This window comes from Budvicia aquatica DSM 5075 = ATCC 35567 (genome assembly GCF_000427805.1).
GTDB classification, from domain to species: domain Bacteria; phylum Pseudomonadota; class Gammaproteobacteria; order Enterobacterales; family Enterobacteriaceae; genus Budvicia; species Budvicia aquatica.
Genome location: NZ_ATYS01000032.1, coordinates 21,479 through 36,132 on the forward strand (window position 1 = coordinate 21,479; position 14,654 = coordinate 36,132).

17 protein-coding genes and 1 other annotated feature are annotated in these 14,654 nt (G+C 47.2%); of the genes, 1 reads left to right on the plus strand and 16 read right to left on the minus strand.

Going from position 1 to position 14,654, the window contains the following annotated elements; genetic code table 11:
* Nucleotides 1-36 precede the first annotated feature (36 nt).
* From YWE_RS0113505 to YWE_RS0113525, 5 genes are all read right to left on the minus strand, one after another.
* Nucleotides 37-492 carry an EVE domain-containing protein gene (locus YWE_RS0113505; protein ID WP_029095022.1) on the minus strand — a complete coding sequence of 152 codons (456 nt, stop codon included), beginning with the start codon at nucleotides 490-492 and terminating at the stop codon, nucleotides 37-39.
* Entirely contained in the window at nucleotides 493-858 is a 366-nt protein-coding gene (locus YWE_RS0113510; RefSeq protein ID WP_029095023.1) for a VOC family protein, read from the minus strand.
* 92 nt (nucleotides 859-950) lie between these two features.
* Nucleotides 951-1,640 carry a helix-turn-helix transcriptional regulator gene (locus tag YWE_RS0113515; protein WP_029095024.1) on the minus strand — a complete coding sequence of 230 codons (690 nt, stop codon included), beginning with the start codon at nucleotides 1,638-1,640 and terminating at the stop codon, nucleotides 951-953.
* Nucleotides 1,641-1,684: 44 nt separating this feature from the next.
* The gene (locus tag YWE_RS0113520; RefSeq protein ID WP_029095025.1) at nucleotides 1,685-2,149 is read right to left on the minus strand and encodes an NlpC/P60 family protein; all 465 of its coding nucleotides are present in this window, start codon (nucleotides 2,147-2,149) and stop codon (nucleotides 1,685-1,687) included.
* A 216-nt stretch (nucleotides 2,150-2,365) separates the two neighbouring features.
* Nucleotides 2,366-2,911 carry an SMI1/KNR4 family protein gene (locus YWE_RS0113525; RefSeq protein ID WP_029095026.1) on the minus strand — a complete coding sequence of 182 codons (546 nt, stop codon included), beginning with the start codon at nucleotides 2,909-2,911 and terminating at the stop codon, nucleotides 2,366-2,368.
* 233 nt (nucleotides 2,912-3,144) lie between these two features.
* Between YWE_RS0113525 and ltaE the strand changes: the two genes are divergently transcribed.
* Nucleotides 3,145-4,200 (plus strand): low-specificity L-threonine aldolase, encoded by a 1,056-nt coding sequence (ltaE, locus tag YWE_RS0113530; protein WP_029095027.1) that lies wholly within the window; start codon nucleotides 3,145-3,147, stop codon nucleotides 4,198-4,200.
* A gap of 61 nt (nucleotides 4,201-4,261) precedes the next feature.
* On the opposite strand, the gene YWE_RS27310 is transcribed toward ltaE, so the two are convergent.
* The 11 genes from YWE_RS27310 to thrS all read right to left on the minus strand — a co-directional run bounded on the left by YWE_RS27310 (nucleotide 4,262) and on the right by thrS (nucleotide 14,650).
* On the minus strand, nucleotides 4,262-5,374 hold the full coding sequence (locus YWE_RS27310) for a hypothetical protein (RefSeq protein ID WP_051323340.1): 1,113 nt from the start codon (nucleotides 5,372-5,374) through the stop codon (nucleotides 4,262-4,264).
* Nucleotides 5,375-5,559: 185 nt separating this feature from the next.
* Entirely contained in the window at nucleotides 5,560-6,339 is a 780-nt protein-coding gene (gene btuD, locus YWE_RS0113540; protein WP_029095028.1) for a vitamin B12 ABC transporter ATP-binding protein BtuD, read from the minus strand.
* Entirely contained in the window at nucleotides 6,323-7,324 is a 1,002-nt protein-coding gene (gene btuC, locus YWE_RS0113545; RefSeq protein ID WP_029095029.1) for a vitamin B12 ABC transporter permease BtuC, read from the minus strand. The genes btuD and btuC overlap by 17 nt, the downstream gene beginning before the upstream one ends.
* A gap of 99 nt (nucleotides 7,325-7,423) precedes the next feature.
* Nucleotides 7,424-7,720, minus strand: coding sequence for an integration host factor subunit alpha (ihfA, locus tag YWE_RS0113550; RefSeq protein WP_029095030.1), 297 nt, complete (start codon nucleotides 7,718-7,720; stop codon nucleotides 7,424-7,426).
* Nucleotides 7,721-7,724: 4 nt separating this feature from the next.
* Nucleotides 7,725-10,112 carry a phenylalanine--tRNA ligase subunit beta gene (gene pheT / locus YWE_RS0113555; RefSeq protein WP_029095031.1) on the minus strand — a complete coding sequence of 796 codons (2,388 nt, stop codon included), beginning with the start codon at nucleotides 10,110-10,112 and terminating at the stop codon, nucleotides 7,725-7,727.
* A gap of 16 nt (nucleotides 10,113-10,128) precedes the next feature.
* Nucleotides 10,129-11,112 (minus strand): phenylalanine--tRNA ligase subunit alpha, encoded by a 984-nt coding sequence (pheS, locus tag YWE_RS0113560; protein ID WP_029095032.1) that lies wholly within the window; start codon nucleotides 11,110-11,112, stop codon nucleotides 10,129-10,131.
* Nucleotides 11,113-11,210: 98 nt separating this feature from the next.
* Nucleotides 11,211-11,335, minus strand: a sequence feature (Phe leader region).
* Complete coding sequence (gene pheM, locus YWE_RS30445; protein WP_153071450.1) at nucleotides 11,286-11,330, minus strand: pheST operon leader peptide PheM; 45 nt, start codon at nucleotides 11,328-11,330, stop codon at nucleotides 11,286-11,288. It overlaps the preceding feature by 45 nt.
* A gap of 152 nt (nucleotides 11,336-11,487) precedes the next feature.
* The gene (gene rplT / locus YWE_RS0113565; RefSeq protein ID WP_029095033.1) at nucleotides 11,488-11,844 is read right to left on the minus strand and encodes a 50S ribosomal protein L20; all 357 of its coding nucleotides are present in this window, start codon (nucleotides 11,842-11,844) and stop codon (nucleotides 11,488-11,490) included.
* Between the two features lie 34 nt (nucleotides 11,845-11,878).
* Nucleotides 11,879-12,076 carry a 50S ribosomal protein L35 gene (rpmI, locus tag YWE_RS0113570; protein ID WP_029095034.1) on the minus strand — a complete coding sequence of 66 codons (198 nt, stop codon included), beginning with the start codon at nucleotides 12,074-12,076 and terminating at the stop codon, nucleotides 11,879-11,881.
* A 99-nt stretch (nucleotides 12,077-12,175) separates the two neighbouring features.
* A complete protein-coding gene (infC, locus tag YWE_RS29630) occupies nucleotides 12,176-12,718 on the minus strand; it encodes a translation initiation factor IF-3 (protein ID WP_071605873.1) in 543 nt (180 codons plus the stop codon).
* Between the two features lie 3 nt (nucleotides 12,719-12,721).
* Entirely contained in the window at nucleotides 12,722-14,650 is a 1,929-nt protein-coding gene (thrS, locus tag YWE_RS0113580) for a threonine--tRNA ligase (RefSeq protein WP_029095036.1), read from the minus strand.
* Between the last annotated feature and the right edge of the window lie 4 nt (nucleotides 14,651-14,654).

Genomic DNA, 14,654 nt, shown 5'->3' on the forward strand with positions numbered 1-14,654 from the left:
TTTTCCCGCCCGTTTGTGCTGCCTTATGCCTTAATATCAGGCTGGTAGAGCACGATCTCGCTCTCTGGCTGACATGGCTGAAGCGATGGTTCTCATATCCCGTTCGCTGACGTCAAACAACCCAAAGCGAAGTTGGTATCCCCAGTTTCTGCCGCCGGTCACATTTGCACAAGCAAACTCTAATCTGGCCAACAGTGGTCTAATCGGGGCAACCTGAGCGTCGAACCAGACTACGTCACGACGATAGGGATAGAACTCATCAAACATATGAACCTGATAAGGTTCACCGCCAGCCACCCGGCCAATCGAAGTGAATGACTGGCACGGAGACTTTTCGCCTAAACGTTCAGTAGGAGAATAGTAAGCCACAATATCCCCTTCCCGCAGCCGTTTTAACGGGGTGGCTTTACCATGGCATACCTGCATAAAGCCACCTTCCCGGCCAATTCTTACATGTTCATAACAAGCCACGGCAATCCAGTAACGAGTCATTTAGATTATCGAAAGTACGCGCAACCGGTGACCATCAGGATCCGTTGCAGTAAAGGTATAGCCAAAATCCATCTGCTGCGGGCGCTGAATAATAGTGACGCCCTTTTCACTCCAGCGCTGATGGTATTCATCAACCATTGCGACAGATTCAACCGAGATAGCATATTCTCCGCTGGCGGTGATTTGCCCGGCCTTCGGTTCCACCGTATGCTTAGACCATAGTGCAAGCATCACGCCGGATGACAGACGAAACATGGCAAAGGTCGGTGAGGCTTCTAACAATGTCAGCCCGAGTAAATCTTGATAGAAATCTTTGCTGGCCGTCGGGCTATCGACATAAAGAATAAATAAGCTGGGTTCTGACATGATGCTCTCCTTAAATTGATGGGTATATCAGGTACACCTGATAACAGGCATATTAAACTCGGAGAGTGACAGTTTTTGTCAGTAGGATATCATCACTTACGGGAAATGTTATTTAACTTATACCATGCGTTGAGCAGCTGTTGACGCCGCTGCGGATAAACGTCTTCGGTAACAACCAATTCTTTAATCCGGTCTATTCTGAAATGACGAATATCACTTCTTAACTCACACCAGGCCATAACCACCCGCACATCGTCAAAAAATCCAATGGCAAACGGCCAAATAACGCGCTGCGTACGTTGGCGGTCTTTATCACCATAGCTGATAAGAAGTTTAAATTCAGACTCAATAGCTTTGCGGATTTTAAGAATCTGAGACAGATAGAGCTGGTCTTCGCCTTTCGGACCTATCAGCAAGGCTGACTCTTCTAAACGATAGCGTAACTCAGGTGTGACAATCGCCGAGATCTTGGATAACGCCCGGCGAGCCCCTTCAGCCAGTTCAGCATCCGTTCGCTCAGAGACCCATCGGGCACCAAGCACCAACGCTTCTATTTCATCGGGAGTAAACATCAGCGGCGGCAGAACAAATCCGGCCCGAAGCACGTAGCCAAGCCCTGCTTCACCTTCGATCGGTGCCCCCTGAGCCTGTAAGCTGCGAATATCGCGATAAAGCGTGCGCAGGCTGATACCCAACTTAGCCGCAAGATCGACACCGCTCACCGGGTAGCGGTGGCCGCGTAATAATTGAAGTAATTCGAGCAGGCGTTCAGAACGGGACAATGCCGGTTTCCTTATGCTTAAGCCAACCGGCCACGGTCAGATAATTATAAACGACGGGATTGCCAGTACGCATTTTTCCAATACGGGCTATTCAATGATGAAATCATCACCCCTTTACTGGTTGATGCGTGTAAAAAGGCACCGTCAGCGTCATAAACCCCAACGTGTAATCCATTCTCCCCTCTGCCGGTTTTAAAGAACACTAAATCACCGGGCATCAGCTCATCACGAGAGACTTTAGATCCGATCTCCGCCTGAAGTTTGGTGGTTCGAGGGAGGTTAATATTGAATTTATCCTGAAAGGTCCGGTAAACAAAACCCGAGCAGTCAACGCCGCTGCGAGCCAGACCACCGTAGCGATAAGGTGCCCCGCGCCATTCACGATGCTGCTCTTTTAATTGAGCAAGAACAAATATCGGATCCGACAGTTTGCCGGTCGGCGGCGGCGCATGGCTGGAACACCCGGCTAATACCAGTATGACCAACATCAATAAGTAACGTAAATGCATCGGTCCGCGTCTCTCCAACTTTTATGCACGCAATAAAGTAATAATTAGCTTAAATAGCCGAGGAATACAATATACCCAGCGGGAATATCTGTGATATTGGTAATATTTTTAGTGATTATGGCGGTTTAATCCACCATTGGGTATTTATTTAAAGTCATTTCTTATTTCAGCGTTAACTCAAATAACCTGTTTATCTGCCCCAAAATAATACCATGGCTAAACGGCCATAATTTGCCAAAATTCCGTCCGGCTATCAGCACCAACCTCTTTTCTAATCTCATCAACCGTTGCCGTATTCAAAAATAGTGAGCCGAGTGCACGGATAAACAGATTAAAGTTGGTTGCCACTAATTCAAACTCATCCATAGTTGATTCACTGGTCATGGCATAAACTCGCTTATCCAGCGTATTTAATAAAATGGTGTAAGGATCAGATATGGCAATGACAACAATGCCCTCCGGCCGGTTATCCCCTAACCACCAGTGGTTAAAGCCGTTATACTGATTCATCTCAATGATAAAGCTCGGGTAGGATTTTCCACAGCCAAATGCCACTCTTCCTAATGAGAGGTTATCAATATTATAAGCCATAATAAAAGATAAAAAATCTTCGGGTAATTGGATACCAAGCTGTTTTTCCATTTGTTCAATACCCAAAACAGGCTCCGTTGGCCTTAATAACTTAAGATCGTCAAGCTCACCGTTAAAAGCGGAAAACTTGGTACTTAACCGGCCTTCAATATCTTCAACTGTCAGTAACATTTATCCCTCTGATTATCACTCTCGTCATCATCAATGCCTGAAGAACTTTATTTTCCCGTCATAAAACAGACTACAGAAACAGGCCAAAATGTAACAGATCATTATTGTTTATAAGCGGATGCGAATAGTTAACTACAGGGAGATATTATTTGGTATAAAGAATGTGATTCGTATAAACAGATAACCGCCTTACATCACTCTGCAATTCTATAATAATTAAGGTACCCGCCAATATGATAGACCTACGAAGCGATACAGTAACTCAACCAAGCAAAGCCATGCGTCAGGCGATGGCAGACGCTGCGGTAGGCGATGATGTTTATGGTGACGATCCCAGCATTAATCAGCTAGAACAAGAAGCGGCAGCGCTTTCAGGTAAAGAGGCTGCGCTGTTTTTACCTACGGGTACACAGGCTAATTTAGTCGCCCTGCTGACTCACTGTCAGCGCGGTGAAGAGTATATTGTCGGGCAGAAGGCCCATAACTATATGTTTGAAGCCGGCGGTGCCGCCGTGCTTGGCAGCATCCAGCCGCAGCCTATTGATGCCGCCGCCGATGGCACGCTGCCGCTCGATGTGGTTGCCAGCGTGATTAAGCCGGACGATATCCATTTTGCCCGCACCCGCCTGCTGTGTTTAGAAAACACCCATAATGGCAAAGTACTGCCGCTGGATTATCTCCATCAGGCTTGGGCTTTCACCCGCAAAAAGAATCTGGCGCTGCACGTTGACGGAGCGCGCATATTCAATGCTGCGGTGGCCATGAAAGTGCCGTTAACTACCCTGACTCAATATTGCGACACCCTGACTATCTGCCTGTCAAAAGGCCTCGGAGCCCCCGTTGGTTCTCTGCTATGCGGCAGTACTGAATATATTAAACAGGCCCGACGCTGGCGTAAAATGGTCGGTGGCGGAATGCGCCAGGCCGGTATTCTGGCTCAGGGTGCGATTTATGCTTTGCATCACAACGTAGAACGCCTGCGTGAAGATCACGACAACGCCCAATGGCTGGCCGAACAGCTGGCTGCGCTAGGCATCGACGTTCAGGCTCCCGGAGCCCAGACCAATATGGTTTTCCTGCGCCTGCCGGCAAATGAAATAAGTCAGCTCGGCCCGTGGATGAAACAGCGCGGAATATTAATCAATGCCGGACCGGTAACGCGTCTGGTCACCCATATGAACGTATCCCGCGAAGACCTGCAACGGGTAGTGAATTTATGGCGGGAGTTTAAGGGCAGGATCTCAACGCCGGGCAGCGGTGAAGGCAGTCCTAAAGGGATTTATGGCTAATTAATATGGCTAATTAATAATGTTAAAAAGCCTGAGGGTAAATCTTCGGGCTTTTAATCATTCAGCCCTTAAGGCTAAAAACAACGCTGGCAAGACCGATTAATCCTTTTACATCCTCCGCGCTGGCAACGGTATGCAACCACTGCTGTTGCATCGATACCGGATTGTCAGAATATTTCATCAAATCAATCTCTCCGGTTCTGGGCATCGGCGTATTTTTTAATGCGACCTGAGTATATTGGGTTGATGTTCCTTTATGCGACCACGAATAGTCACGCCTAAAAGTAAATCGGGTAAAGTTGTCCAGTATAAGGTGCCCCACTTCATGGGCTGCGGTAAGTTGGAATTTTTGACTGGTTAACACAGTGGCTTTGTTGGCTGATTGGCCACTATCGGCAAGCTTATGGCTATAGAAACCCGAATTGTAATAAACCCGTCGTAGCAGAACTAAGCTGGTCGAACGCCCGAACCTTGCGCTTATACGATCAATCAGTTTGAAATTAGCCATTTTTGGCTCTGCATTAATATCTGCCGTTATTCGAACGTTAAACTCACCTTCACGGGTTATAATGCTTTCGCCTATTCCCTGCGCCAAACGCCCATCCCGTGACCAAAACCGCTCGATGCCCTCTTTGGCCAACTGCTCTAATTCAGCGTAGCTTTTTGCTATCACTGCGGCACATTGACCACTCATCCCGCCATATGAAAATGATGGGCGAAGGGTTACATCAACCACATAAGCACCACGATCGATCCGAACGTCTAACCAACGAACTTTAGCCGCCGAGTTATTTAACGGACAGTCATATACCACTGAGCTTTCATTGTGCCTTACCGTTAACCGAATCAATAAGTCCGGGCTTTTAAGCACCTTGGTATCCAGAATGTCATCATTGCCGTAACCATCCCAGATCCAGTAATAGCTGTCGTTAGCCGGTAAGCAAATCGCCTGATTATCACTGAATACCAGAGTCCCCCGGTTCCATACTTCGACTAATACTTCTTCCGGCTGATTTTGGAGGTTATGGATAATAAAACTGACAGCGGATTTATTCAGCGTATTGATATCATTTTCAGAAAATCCGGCAACAGACAGCGGCGTCAGGGTATTTTTGTTTTTGCCTGAGAGGGTTATTTTTTGAGGTCGTTGCGGTGAGGTTCTACGTTTGTGCATCGTTTGGGCTGTCTCCGAAATTATTTTCGTCTGGCTGCGCGGCTACCAACCGGAGACAAATAACACAACATGAGTATTTAAGGCTGTCATTATTGGGTTCTGACTTAGGATACTGAGTCAGTTAGTGAGTTATTGCGTCACCTATTTTTGTTCTGAAGTGATAATATCACTTTTAAGCAAATGGTCTAATTTAGTATGACATCATCCCCATCAAAATCTTTTGGCATTAACCAACGCTGATCTCCGCTACTGAAAAGATCAAACTTGACGCCAAATACCGGCTCAATATTTTCAGGGTGCATAACTTGAGTGACGCTTCCGGCTAAAACTAAACGACCGCGTTCCAGCATCCAAACTTCATCGGCATGATGGAGGGTGTGGTTTAAATTATGGGCGCTGACAATGGCTGTGCGGCCTTGTGAGCAGAAGAGTCGAATCAGGCGATTAAGCGCTGACTGCTGAGCCACATCGAGGCTATTCATCGGTTCGTCGAGTAACAGAATAAGGCTGTCGGGGTTAATTGAAGGCCAAACCTGCAGAAATATCGCCGCCAGGCGAACCCGCTGCCATTCACCGCCGGATAATTGAGACAGCGAGCGTTCCAGCTTATTTGACAAATTCAGCTGTTGTGCCAGAAAAAGCAGCACGTCTTCAACGTCGTGAGTATTTGCCCGTTTAGGCTGATGCAGGGCCAGATATTGGAATACCCTCATCATCGAACGATTGGCCTGCTGCTGGCTTAAATAGGCGCGTAAACGGGCCAGTTCTGTTCCGCTGTAATCATCAAGATTGCCGTTATTGAACTCAATGCTTCCCTTAAAGGGCAGCAAGCCTGCGATACACGAGAGCAAGGTGCTCTTACCTGCCCCGTTCGGGCCAATAATATGTATCTGCTTTCCGCACTCGGCCGAAGTACAGATCCCCGATAATCTTGGCGGTAAGCTGACATCAGTAAGTTTTAGCATTGCGCAATAGCATCCAGATAAACAGAGGAGCGCCTAAGGTTGAGGTAATCACCCCAATGGGCAGCTCGGCAGATGAAAGAACAATTCGTGACATTAAATCAGCCAGTAATAAGATGCTGGCCCCGGCTAACGCACAGCCGGTAAGTAAATAGCGATGGTCAGTAATTCCCGCGAGGCGAAGCATATGAGGAATAATCAGCCCGATAAAACCGATAATACCGGCCAGCGCCACGCTGACACCCACCACCCATGCAATGATAAGAACAAAAAGGTTGCGCCAGATAACTAAGGGAATGCCTAACTGGCGGGCCTGATCTTCCCCTAAAGAAATTAAATTGAGCTTATTGCCTTGGTAAACCAGCCAGATAAGTGCCGGGCTCAGTGCCAGTATCAGCCATTTTTGCTGCCAGCCTATACCGCCAAAACTGCCCATCAGCCAATAAAGCAGCTGACGTAAGTCTAAGCTGGAACTGAAATAAACCGCCCAGGTCATTATGGCGCTGCATGCAATCCCCAATGCAAAGCCGATAAGCAGCAAGCGAGAACCGGATAATAATTTACGTCGGGAGAGTGCCAGCAGGATCAGGGTTAATACTAATGCGCCGAGGATAGCGTTAAGGCTGAGGAGCCAGACCGGAAGTAGACCACCGCCAAGCAATATGGTTAGCACCAAAGCGACGCCGGCTCCGTTAGCGATGCCCAATAAGCCGGGCTCAGACAGGGGGTTATCAAATAAAGACTGCATGACCGCACCGGACATGGCCAGACCGGCGCCAACGGCAATCACTGCTAAGGTTCTTGGTAGTCGAAGCTGCCAGACAAATAGCTTGGCCTGTTCACTCATCCACATTGACGGAGGCAACCAGATATCGCCAACCGACAGGCTAACCACAAAGGCGATCGCCAACAACAAGCCGAATAAACTCAGTTTTAGCCGGTCTTTGCGTTGTTGCTGTTGCTGAAGATGAGTAAAGCGCAGAGTCATTTTTTTATGTCTTTGTCAGGCCTTAGCCGTTAAACATTTCAGGTAGGCCATGATACAAAAGAAAAAGGCCGCTTGCGCGGCCTTTTTGATCTGATGTCTTTATTCTTTAGGAGTAGCGTTCTCAACCCGGCTCTTTAACTTCTGCCCCGGACGGAAAGTAACTACCCGGCGTGCAGTGATTGGAATATCTTCGCCGGTTTTCGGGTTACGCCCCGGACGTTGACTCTTATCACGCAGGTCAAAATTACCGAATCCGGAAAGTTTGACTTGTTCACCATTCTCTAAAGCCTTACGGACTTCTTCAAAAAATAGTTCTACGAGATCTTTTGCATCACGTTTGCTCAAGTTCAGCTTTTCGCATAAGTGTTCAGACATTTCAGCTTTAGTAAGCGCCATAGGTTCAATCTCTCAAGGATGCTTGGAATCGCTGTTTCAGTGCCTCTACGCATTCTGCAACGGTAGCGGCAATTTCCTCTTCTTCTAGCGTACGCGTGGTATTTTGTAAAGTTAGACTGATTGCCAGACTCTTATAACCGTCTGGTACGCCCTTGCCACGGTACACGTCAAATAAGTTTACGCCAACCATCTGATTTACGCCAACTTTTTTGCATAATTCTAATACATTGGCAGCGGGCACGCTTTCAGCCACAACAATAGCAATATCTCTGCGGTTCGCTGGGAAGCGGGAAACCTCTTTAGCCAGCGGTACTCGACGTTCTGAGACCTTGTCCCACAACAGTTCAAACACCACTGTACGACCGTTGAGATCGAGCTTACGCTCCAGCTCAGGGTGCACTACACCGATGTAGCCAATGTGTTCGCCATTAAGATAAATCGCGGCACTTTGGCCCGGATGCAATGCTGGGTTCGCTTCGACTTTAAATTCAATCTCAGACAATTTACCCGTTAATTCTAATGCCGCTTCAAGATCGCCTTTTAAATCATAGAAGTCAATTGCTTCCCGCGCAAGATCCCAATGTTCTTCATAACGATTTCCTGCGATAACGCCGGCCAGCATTAATTCTTGTTTAACACCTAGATCAGCGTTTGCATCAGGAACGAAGCGTAAACCACTCTCAAACAGGCGTACCCGGCCCTGCTGACGGTTCTGATTATAAACCACTGAGCTCAGTAGCCCGGTCCATAAGGACAGTCGCATAGCCGACATTTCTATCGAAATCGGGCTCGGTAAAACTAACGCTTCTTGATCAGGGTGTAATAGGCTTTGTACTTTAGGATCGACAAAGCTATAGGTAATGGCTTCTTGATAACCACGATCGACCAGCAGCGTTTTCACCCGACGCAGTGGAAGATTTGCTTCACGATGCGCGGTCATAATTAAATCAGCGCGTAACGGTACATCCGGAATGCTGTTATAGCCATATACACGGGCGATTTCTTCAACCAGATCTTCTTCAATCTGCATATCAAAGCGCCAGGTCGGTGCCACCGCGGTCCAGCTATCACCGTTATTGGTCACCTTACATCCTAAACGGGTCAGAATATCAGCAACCTGTTCATCGGATATGACATAGCCAATCAGCTTATCTAACTTCTGGCGACGCAGCGTAATGGTAGCCTGCTTCGGTAGCTGAGTTTTATCCGTTACATCAATAACCGGTCCGGCCTGACCGCCACAAATATCTAATAACAGGCGGGTAGCGCGTTCAATGGCACGTTCCTGAAGCGCCGGGTCTACGCCACGCTCATAGCGATGAGAAGCATCGGTATGCAGGCCAAAACGGCGAGCACGACCGGCAATTGCTAGCGGATTAAAGTAGGCGCACTCAAGGAAGACATCTTTAGTTTCTTGATTAACACCTGAATGTTCACCACCGAAAATGCCACCTAAGGCCAGGGTTTTCTGGTGGTCAGCAATCACTACGATATCTTGGTTTAGCTTAACTTTGTTACCATCAAGCAATACCAGTTCTTCGCCTTCTTTTGCCATACGCACAATGATTCCGCCGTCAATGCGGTTTAAATCAAAGGCGTGCATCGGATGACCCAGTTCAAGCAGAACGTAGTTGGTTACATCAACCACCGGATCGATTGAACGGATACCACAGCGGCGTAGTTTTTCGCTCATCCATAATGGCGTTGGAGCTTTAACATTGATGCCTTTCACGACCCGACCTAAATAGCGCGGGCAAACTTCCGGCGCCTCAACCTGAATAGGAAATTGGTCTTGTATTGACGCCGCCACCGGTGTCATATCCGGCTCGGTAAGAGGCAGCTTATTGATCACCGCCACATCACGGGCGACACCAATAATCCCTAAACAGTCAGCGCGGTTAGGCGTTACGCTAATTTCTACGGTAACGTCATTAAGCTTGAGATATTCCCGTACGTCCTGACCAATTGGCGCATCTTCAGGTAACTCAATAATGCCACTATGGTCTTCACTGATACCCAGTTCAGAAAACGAGCACAGCATGCCTTCAGATGGCTCGCCGCGAAGCTTAGCGGCTTTAATTTTGAAATCGCCCGGTAAGACGGCACCGACGGTGGCACAGGCCACCACTAATCCCTGACGGCAATTTGGCGCTCCACAAACGATGTCCAGCAGCCTGTCACCGCCAACGTCGACTTTCGTTACCCGCAGCTTATCCGCATTCGGATGTTGTCCGCACTCAACGACGCGCCCAACAACAACGCCGGTAAATTCACCGGCTACCGGTTCAACACCGTCCACTTCCAGACCGGCCATGGTGACCTGTTCTGATAATTCTTCACGACTAATTGCAGGGTTGACCCATTCACGCAACCAGGATTCACTGAATTTCATGTTTTGGCTCCCGCTATTATTTGAATTGTTTTAAGAAACGAAGATCGTTTTCGAAGAAGGCGCGTAGGTCTGTGACACCGTAACGAAGCATCGCTAAGCGTTCCATTCCCATGCCAAAAGCAAAACCTGAGTAGACTTCAGGATCGATACCCACCCCGCGTAATACGTTAGGGTGGACCATTCCGCAGCCTAATACTTCTAACCACTTACCATTCTTACCCATAACGTCGACTTCCGCAGAAGGCTCGGTGAACGGGAAGTAGGACGGGCGAAAACGAATCTGTAAATCTTCTTCAAAGAAGTTAAGCAGGAAGTCGTGAATCGTCCCTTTCAGGTTGGTGAAACTGATATCTTTATCGACAATCAGCCCTTCCATCTGGTGGAACATCGGCGTGTGGGTTTGGTCGTAATCGTTACGATATACCCGGCCCGGCGCAATAATGCGAATCGGTGGCTGCTGGTGATTCATGGTCCGAATCTGCACGCCTGAGGTTTGGGTACGTAACAAACGCTTGGCATCAAACCAGAAGGTATCATGGTCGGCTCTGGCCGGATGATGTGCCGGAATATTCAGCGCATCAAAATTATGATAATCATCTTCAATCTCAGGGCCGTTAGCTACGGCAAAACCCAATTCACCGAAGAAATCAGCAATACGGTCAATAGTACGGGTCACCGGATGTAACCCACCGTTTTCCATACGACGGCCGGGCAGAGAAACGTCGATAGTTTCCTGCGCTAAGCGGGCGTTCAGCGCTGCTGATTCCAGCATATTTTTACGCGCGTTCAGCGCATCCTGTACTTCTTGCTTAGCCTGATTGATCACCTGCCCTGCAGCCGGGCGATCTTCAGCCGGAACGTCACGCAGGGATGTCATTTGTAGGGTCAGATGGCCCTTCTTGCCTAAATATTCCACGCGAACTAAATCTAACGCGGCAACATCATGGGCTTCTTCTATAGCTGCCTTTGCGTTGGCAACCAGTTCAGCGAGATGTGGCATTGTTTTCCTCTTCTTCCGATTCCGGAGATCCAATAATTAGGTAATCAAACCCTGTAAATGATATGAGACATAAAGACTTAAGAACAAAATTTTAAAACAACAAAAAAGCCTCCTGATAGGAGGCTTTCAGCGCTAGTTTTCGTTTCTTCTCTTACGCGCAAAGCCCCCTGAGTTCAGGCGCTAAAGTAAAAAAAGAAACGGAAAATAACAGCATTCATGCTTGTATTACCTTGCTTTTATTTGAGCTAATTAGAATGAAAATATTTATAACTTATTGGAACTACACAATACTACTTTTAATTTCTCACCATTACCAATAATTATATGAGCCATTAAAAGTAAAAGAGGGAGTATAAACTCCCTCTTCTATCTGACTTATGCCAGAACTGATTTTGCTTTTTCAACTAAAGCAGCAAACGCCACTTTGTCGAATACGGCGATATCAGCCAGGATCTTACGGTCGATTTCAACAGAAGCCTTTTTCAGGCCATTGATGAAGCGGCTGTAAGATAAACCGTTTTGACGTGCAGCAGCGTTGATACGTGCAATCCACAGCTGACGGAACTGACGCTTACGTTGACGACGGTCACGGTAAGCATATTGTCCTGCTTTGATTACTGCCTGGAAGGCAACACGATATACGCGCGAACGGGCACCGTAGTAACCTTTCGCTTGCTTTAAAATCTTCTTGTGACGTGCACGTGCAATTACACCACGTTTTACGCGAGCCATATGCTCTCTCCTATCGTTATATCTGAATTAAAAGTTATGCGTATGGCAAACATGCCACGACCAAACCTAGATCCCCTTTAGAGACCAGACCTTTTGGACGTAGATGACGTTTACGCTTAGTTGCTTTTTTGGTCAGAATATGACGTAGGTTAGCGTGCTTACGCTTAAAACCACCAGAGGCAGTCTTTTTAAAGCGTTTAGCCGCGCCACGTACTGTTTTGATCTTTGGCATAGTAAATATATCCACTTCGCATTGTTAATAAAACGAACCAGTTGGGCGAATAAAACCCGAACGGTATAAATACCATTCGGGTTTTACTACTTGTATGCCTTACTGTTTCTTCTTAGGGGCGAGCACCATCACCATTTGGCGGCCTTCAATCCTACTCGGGTAGGATTCAACAACTGCCAACTCGGCGAGATCGTCACGGACGCGGTTAAGCACTTCCATACCAATCTGCTGATGCGCCATCTCACGACCGCGGAACCGCAGTGTGATCTTAGCTTTATCGCCATCTTCCAGAAAGCGAATCAGGTTGCGTAGTTTGACCTGATAGTCGCCATCATCTGTACCAGGACGGAATTTAATTTCCTTAATCTGGACAACTTTTTGTTTTTTCTTCTGCTCTTTTGTAGCCTTACTCTTTTCATAGAGAAATTTGCCGTAATCCATCACACGGCAAACTGGCGGCTCAGCATTTGGACTGATCTCTACCAGATCAACACCTGCTTCTTCTGCTTTTTGCAGCGCTTCATTCAGACTGACAATCCCAATTTGCTCGCCATCGATGCCAGTTAATCGAACTTCACGGGCGCGAATCTCTGTGTTAATGCGATTAGGACGCGCTGTTTGAACTCTTTTTCCGCCTTTAATACTTTATTCCTCCAGTTGATTAAGACTACGACTGCGTATTTCTTGTTGCAGTTTTTCAATCACGTAACTTACGTCAAGACTGCCTAAGTCTTTTCCGCGGCGGGTGCGCACAGCAACTTTGCCGGCTTCAACCTCTTTATCGCCACAGACTAACATATAAGGCACGCGTCGTAGAGTATGTTCGCGAATTTTAAAGCCTATTTTTTCATTTCTCAAGTCCGCTTTTGCACGAATGCCCGCAGCTTGCAGTTTTTTGGTTAATTCACTGACGTAATCAGCCTGGCTATCAGTGATATTCATCACGACAACCTGTTGAGGTGCTAACCATGTCGGGAAGAAACCTGCGCACTCTTCAGTTAAGATGCCGATAAAGCGCTCTAATGAGCCTAAAATGGCCCGGTGAATCATAACCGGCACGTGGCGCTCGTTATCTTCACCTACGAAAGAAGCACTTAAACGCTCAGGTAATGAAAAGTCGAGTTGCACAGTACCACACTGCCATGCGCGATCCAAACAATCGTGTAAAGTAAATTCAATCTTAGGACCGTAGAAAGCACCTTCACCCGGCTGATAATCAAACTCTAAGCCGTTTGCAGTGAGCGCTTCAGCCAGATCTTTCTCTGACCTATCCCAGATTTCATCGCTACCAATACGTTTTTCCGGACGGGTAGACAATTTAACGCTGATATTTTGGAATCCAAAGGTGCTGTACAGGTCATAAACCATTTTAATGCAGCTGGTGACTTCAGAACGCACCTGCTCTTCAGTACAGAAAATATGGGCATCATCCTGAGTAAAACCACGAACCCGCATTAATCCGTGTAAAGAACCTGATGGTTCATTACGATGGCAGCTACCAAACTCGGCCATTCTTAACGGCAGATCGCGGTATGATTTTAAACCCTGATTGAAAATCTGCACGTGACCCGGGCAGTTCATCGGTTTAATACAGTACTCACGATTTTCAGAAGACGTGGTAAACATGGCTTCTTTATAGTTTTCCCAGTGCCCGGTTTTTTCCCACAGCACGCGATCCATCATAAACGGACCTTTAACTTCTTGATAATCGTACTCTCTGAGCTTCATACGCACAAAGGCTTCAAGCTCACGGAAAATCGTCCAGCCGTCATTATGCCAGAACACCATACCCGGTGCTTCTTCCTGCATATGATACAAATCTAGTTGCTTACCAATCTTACGATGGTCACGCTTGGCCGCTTCTTCTAAACGCTGTAGATATGCGCTAAGCTGCTTTTTATCGGCCCACGCGGTGCCGTAAATGCGCTGTAACATCTTATTATTGCTGTCGCCGCGCCAGTAAGCACCGGAAACTTTTTGTAATTTGAAGTTATGACAAAAGCGCATATTCGGTACGTGCGGACCACGGCACATATCGATATATTCTTCATGATGATACAGCGCCGGATGGGCGTCGCGGCCAATGTTCTCATCTAAAATACGTAGCTTATAAATTTCACCGCGGGCTTCAAAGGTATCCCGGGCTTCCTGCCAGCTAACTTTTTTCTTGATAACGTCGTAATCTTTTTTGACCAGTTCCAGCATGCGCTGTTCCAGTAAATCAAGATCTTCCTGATTTAACGCCCGATCAATATCAACGTCATAATAAAAACCATTATCGATGGTCGGGCCGATCGCCATTTTGGTATCAGGCCAGAGTTGCTTAATGGCATGTCCCAATAGGTGGGCACAAGAGTGACGAATGATTTCTAAACCATCCTCATCTTTTGCCGTAATGATTTCTAATTTAGCGTCGTTCTCGATTAAATCACAGGCATCAATACGTTCGCCATTAATTCGGCCGGCAATACAGGCCTTCGCCAAACCAGGGCCGATATCGCGGGCGATATCCATCACTGAAACAGCATGATCATATTGGCGTTGGCTTCCATCAGGAAGAGTTATAACGGGCATTCTA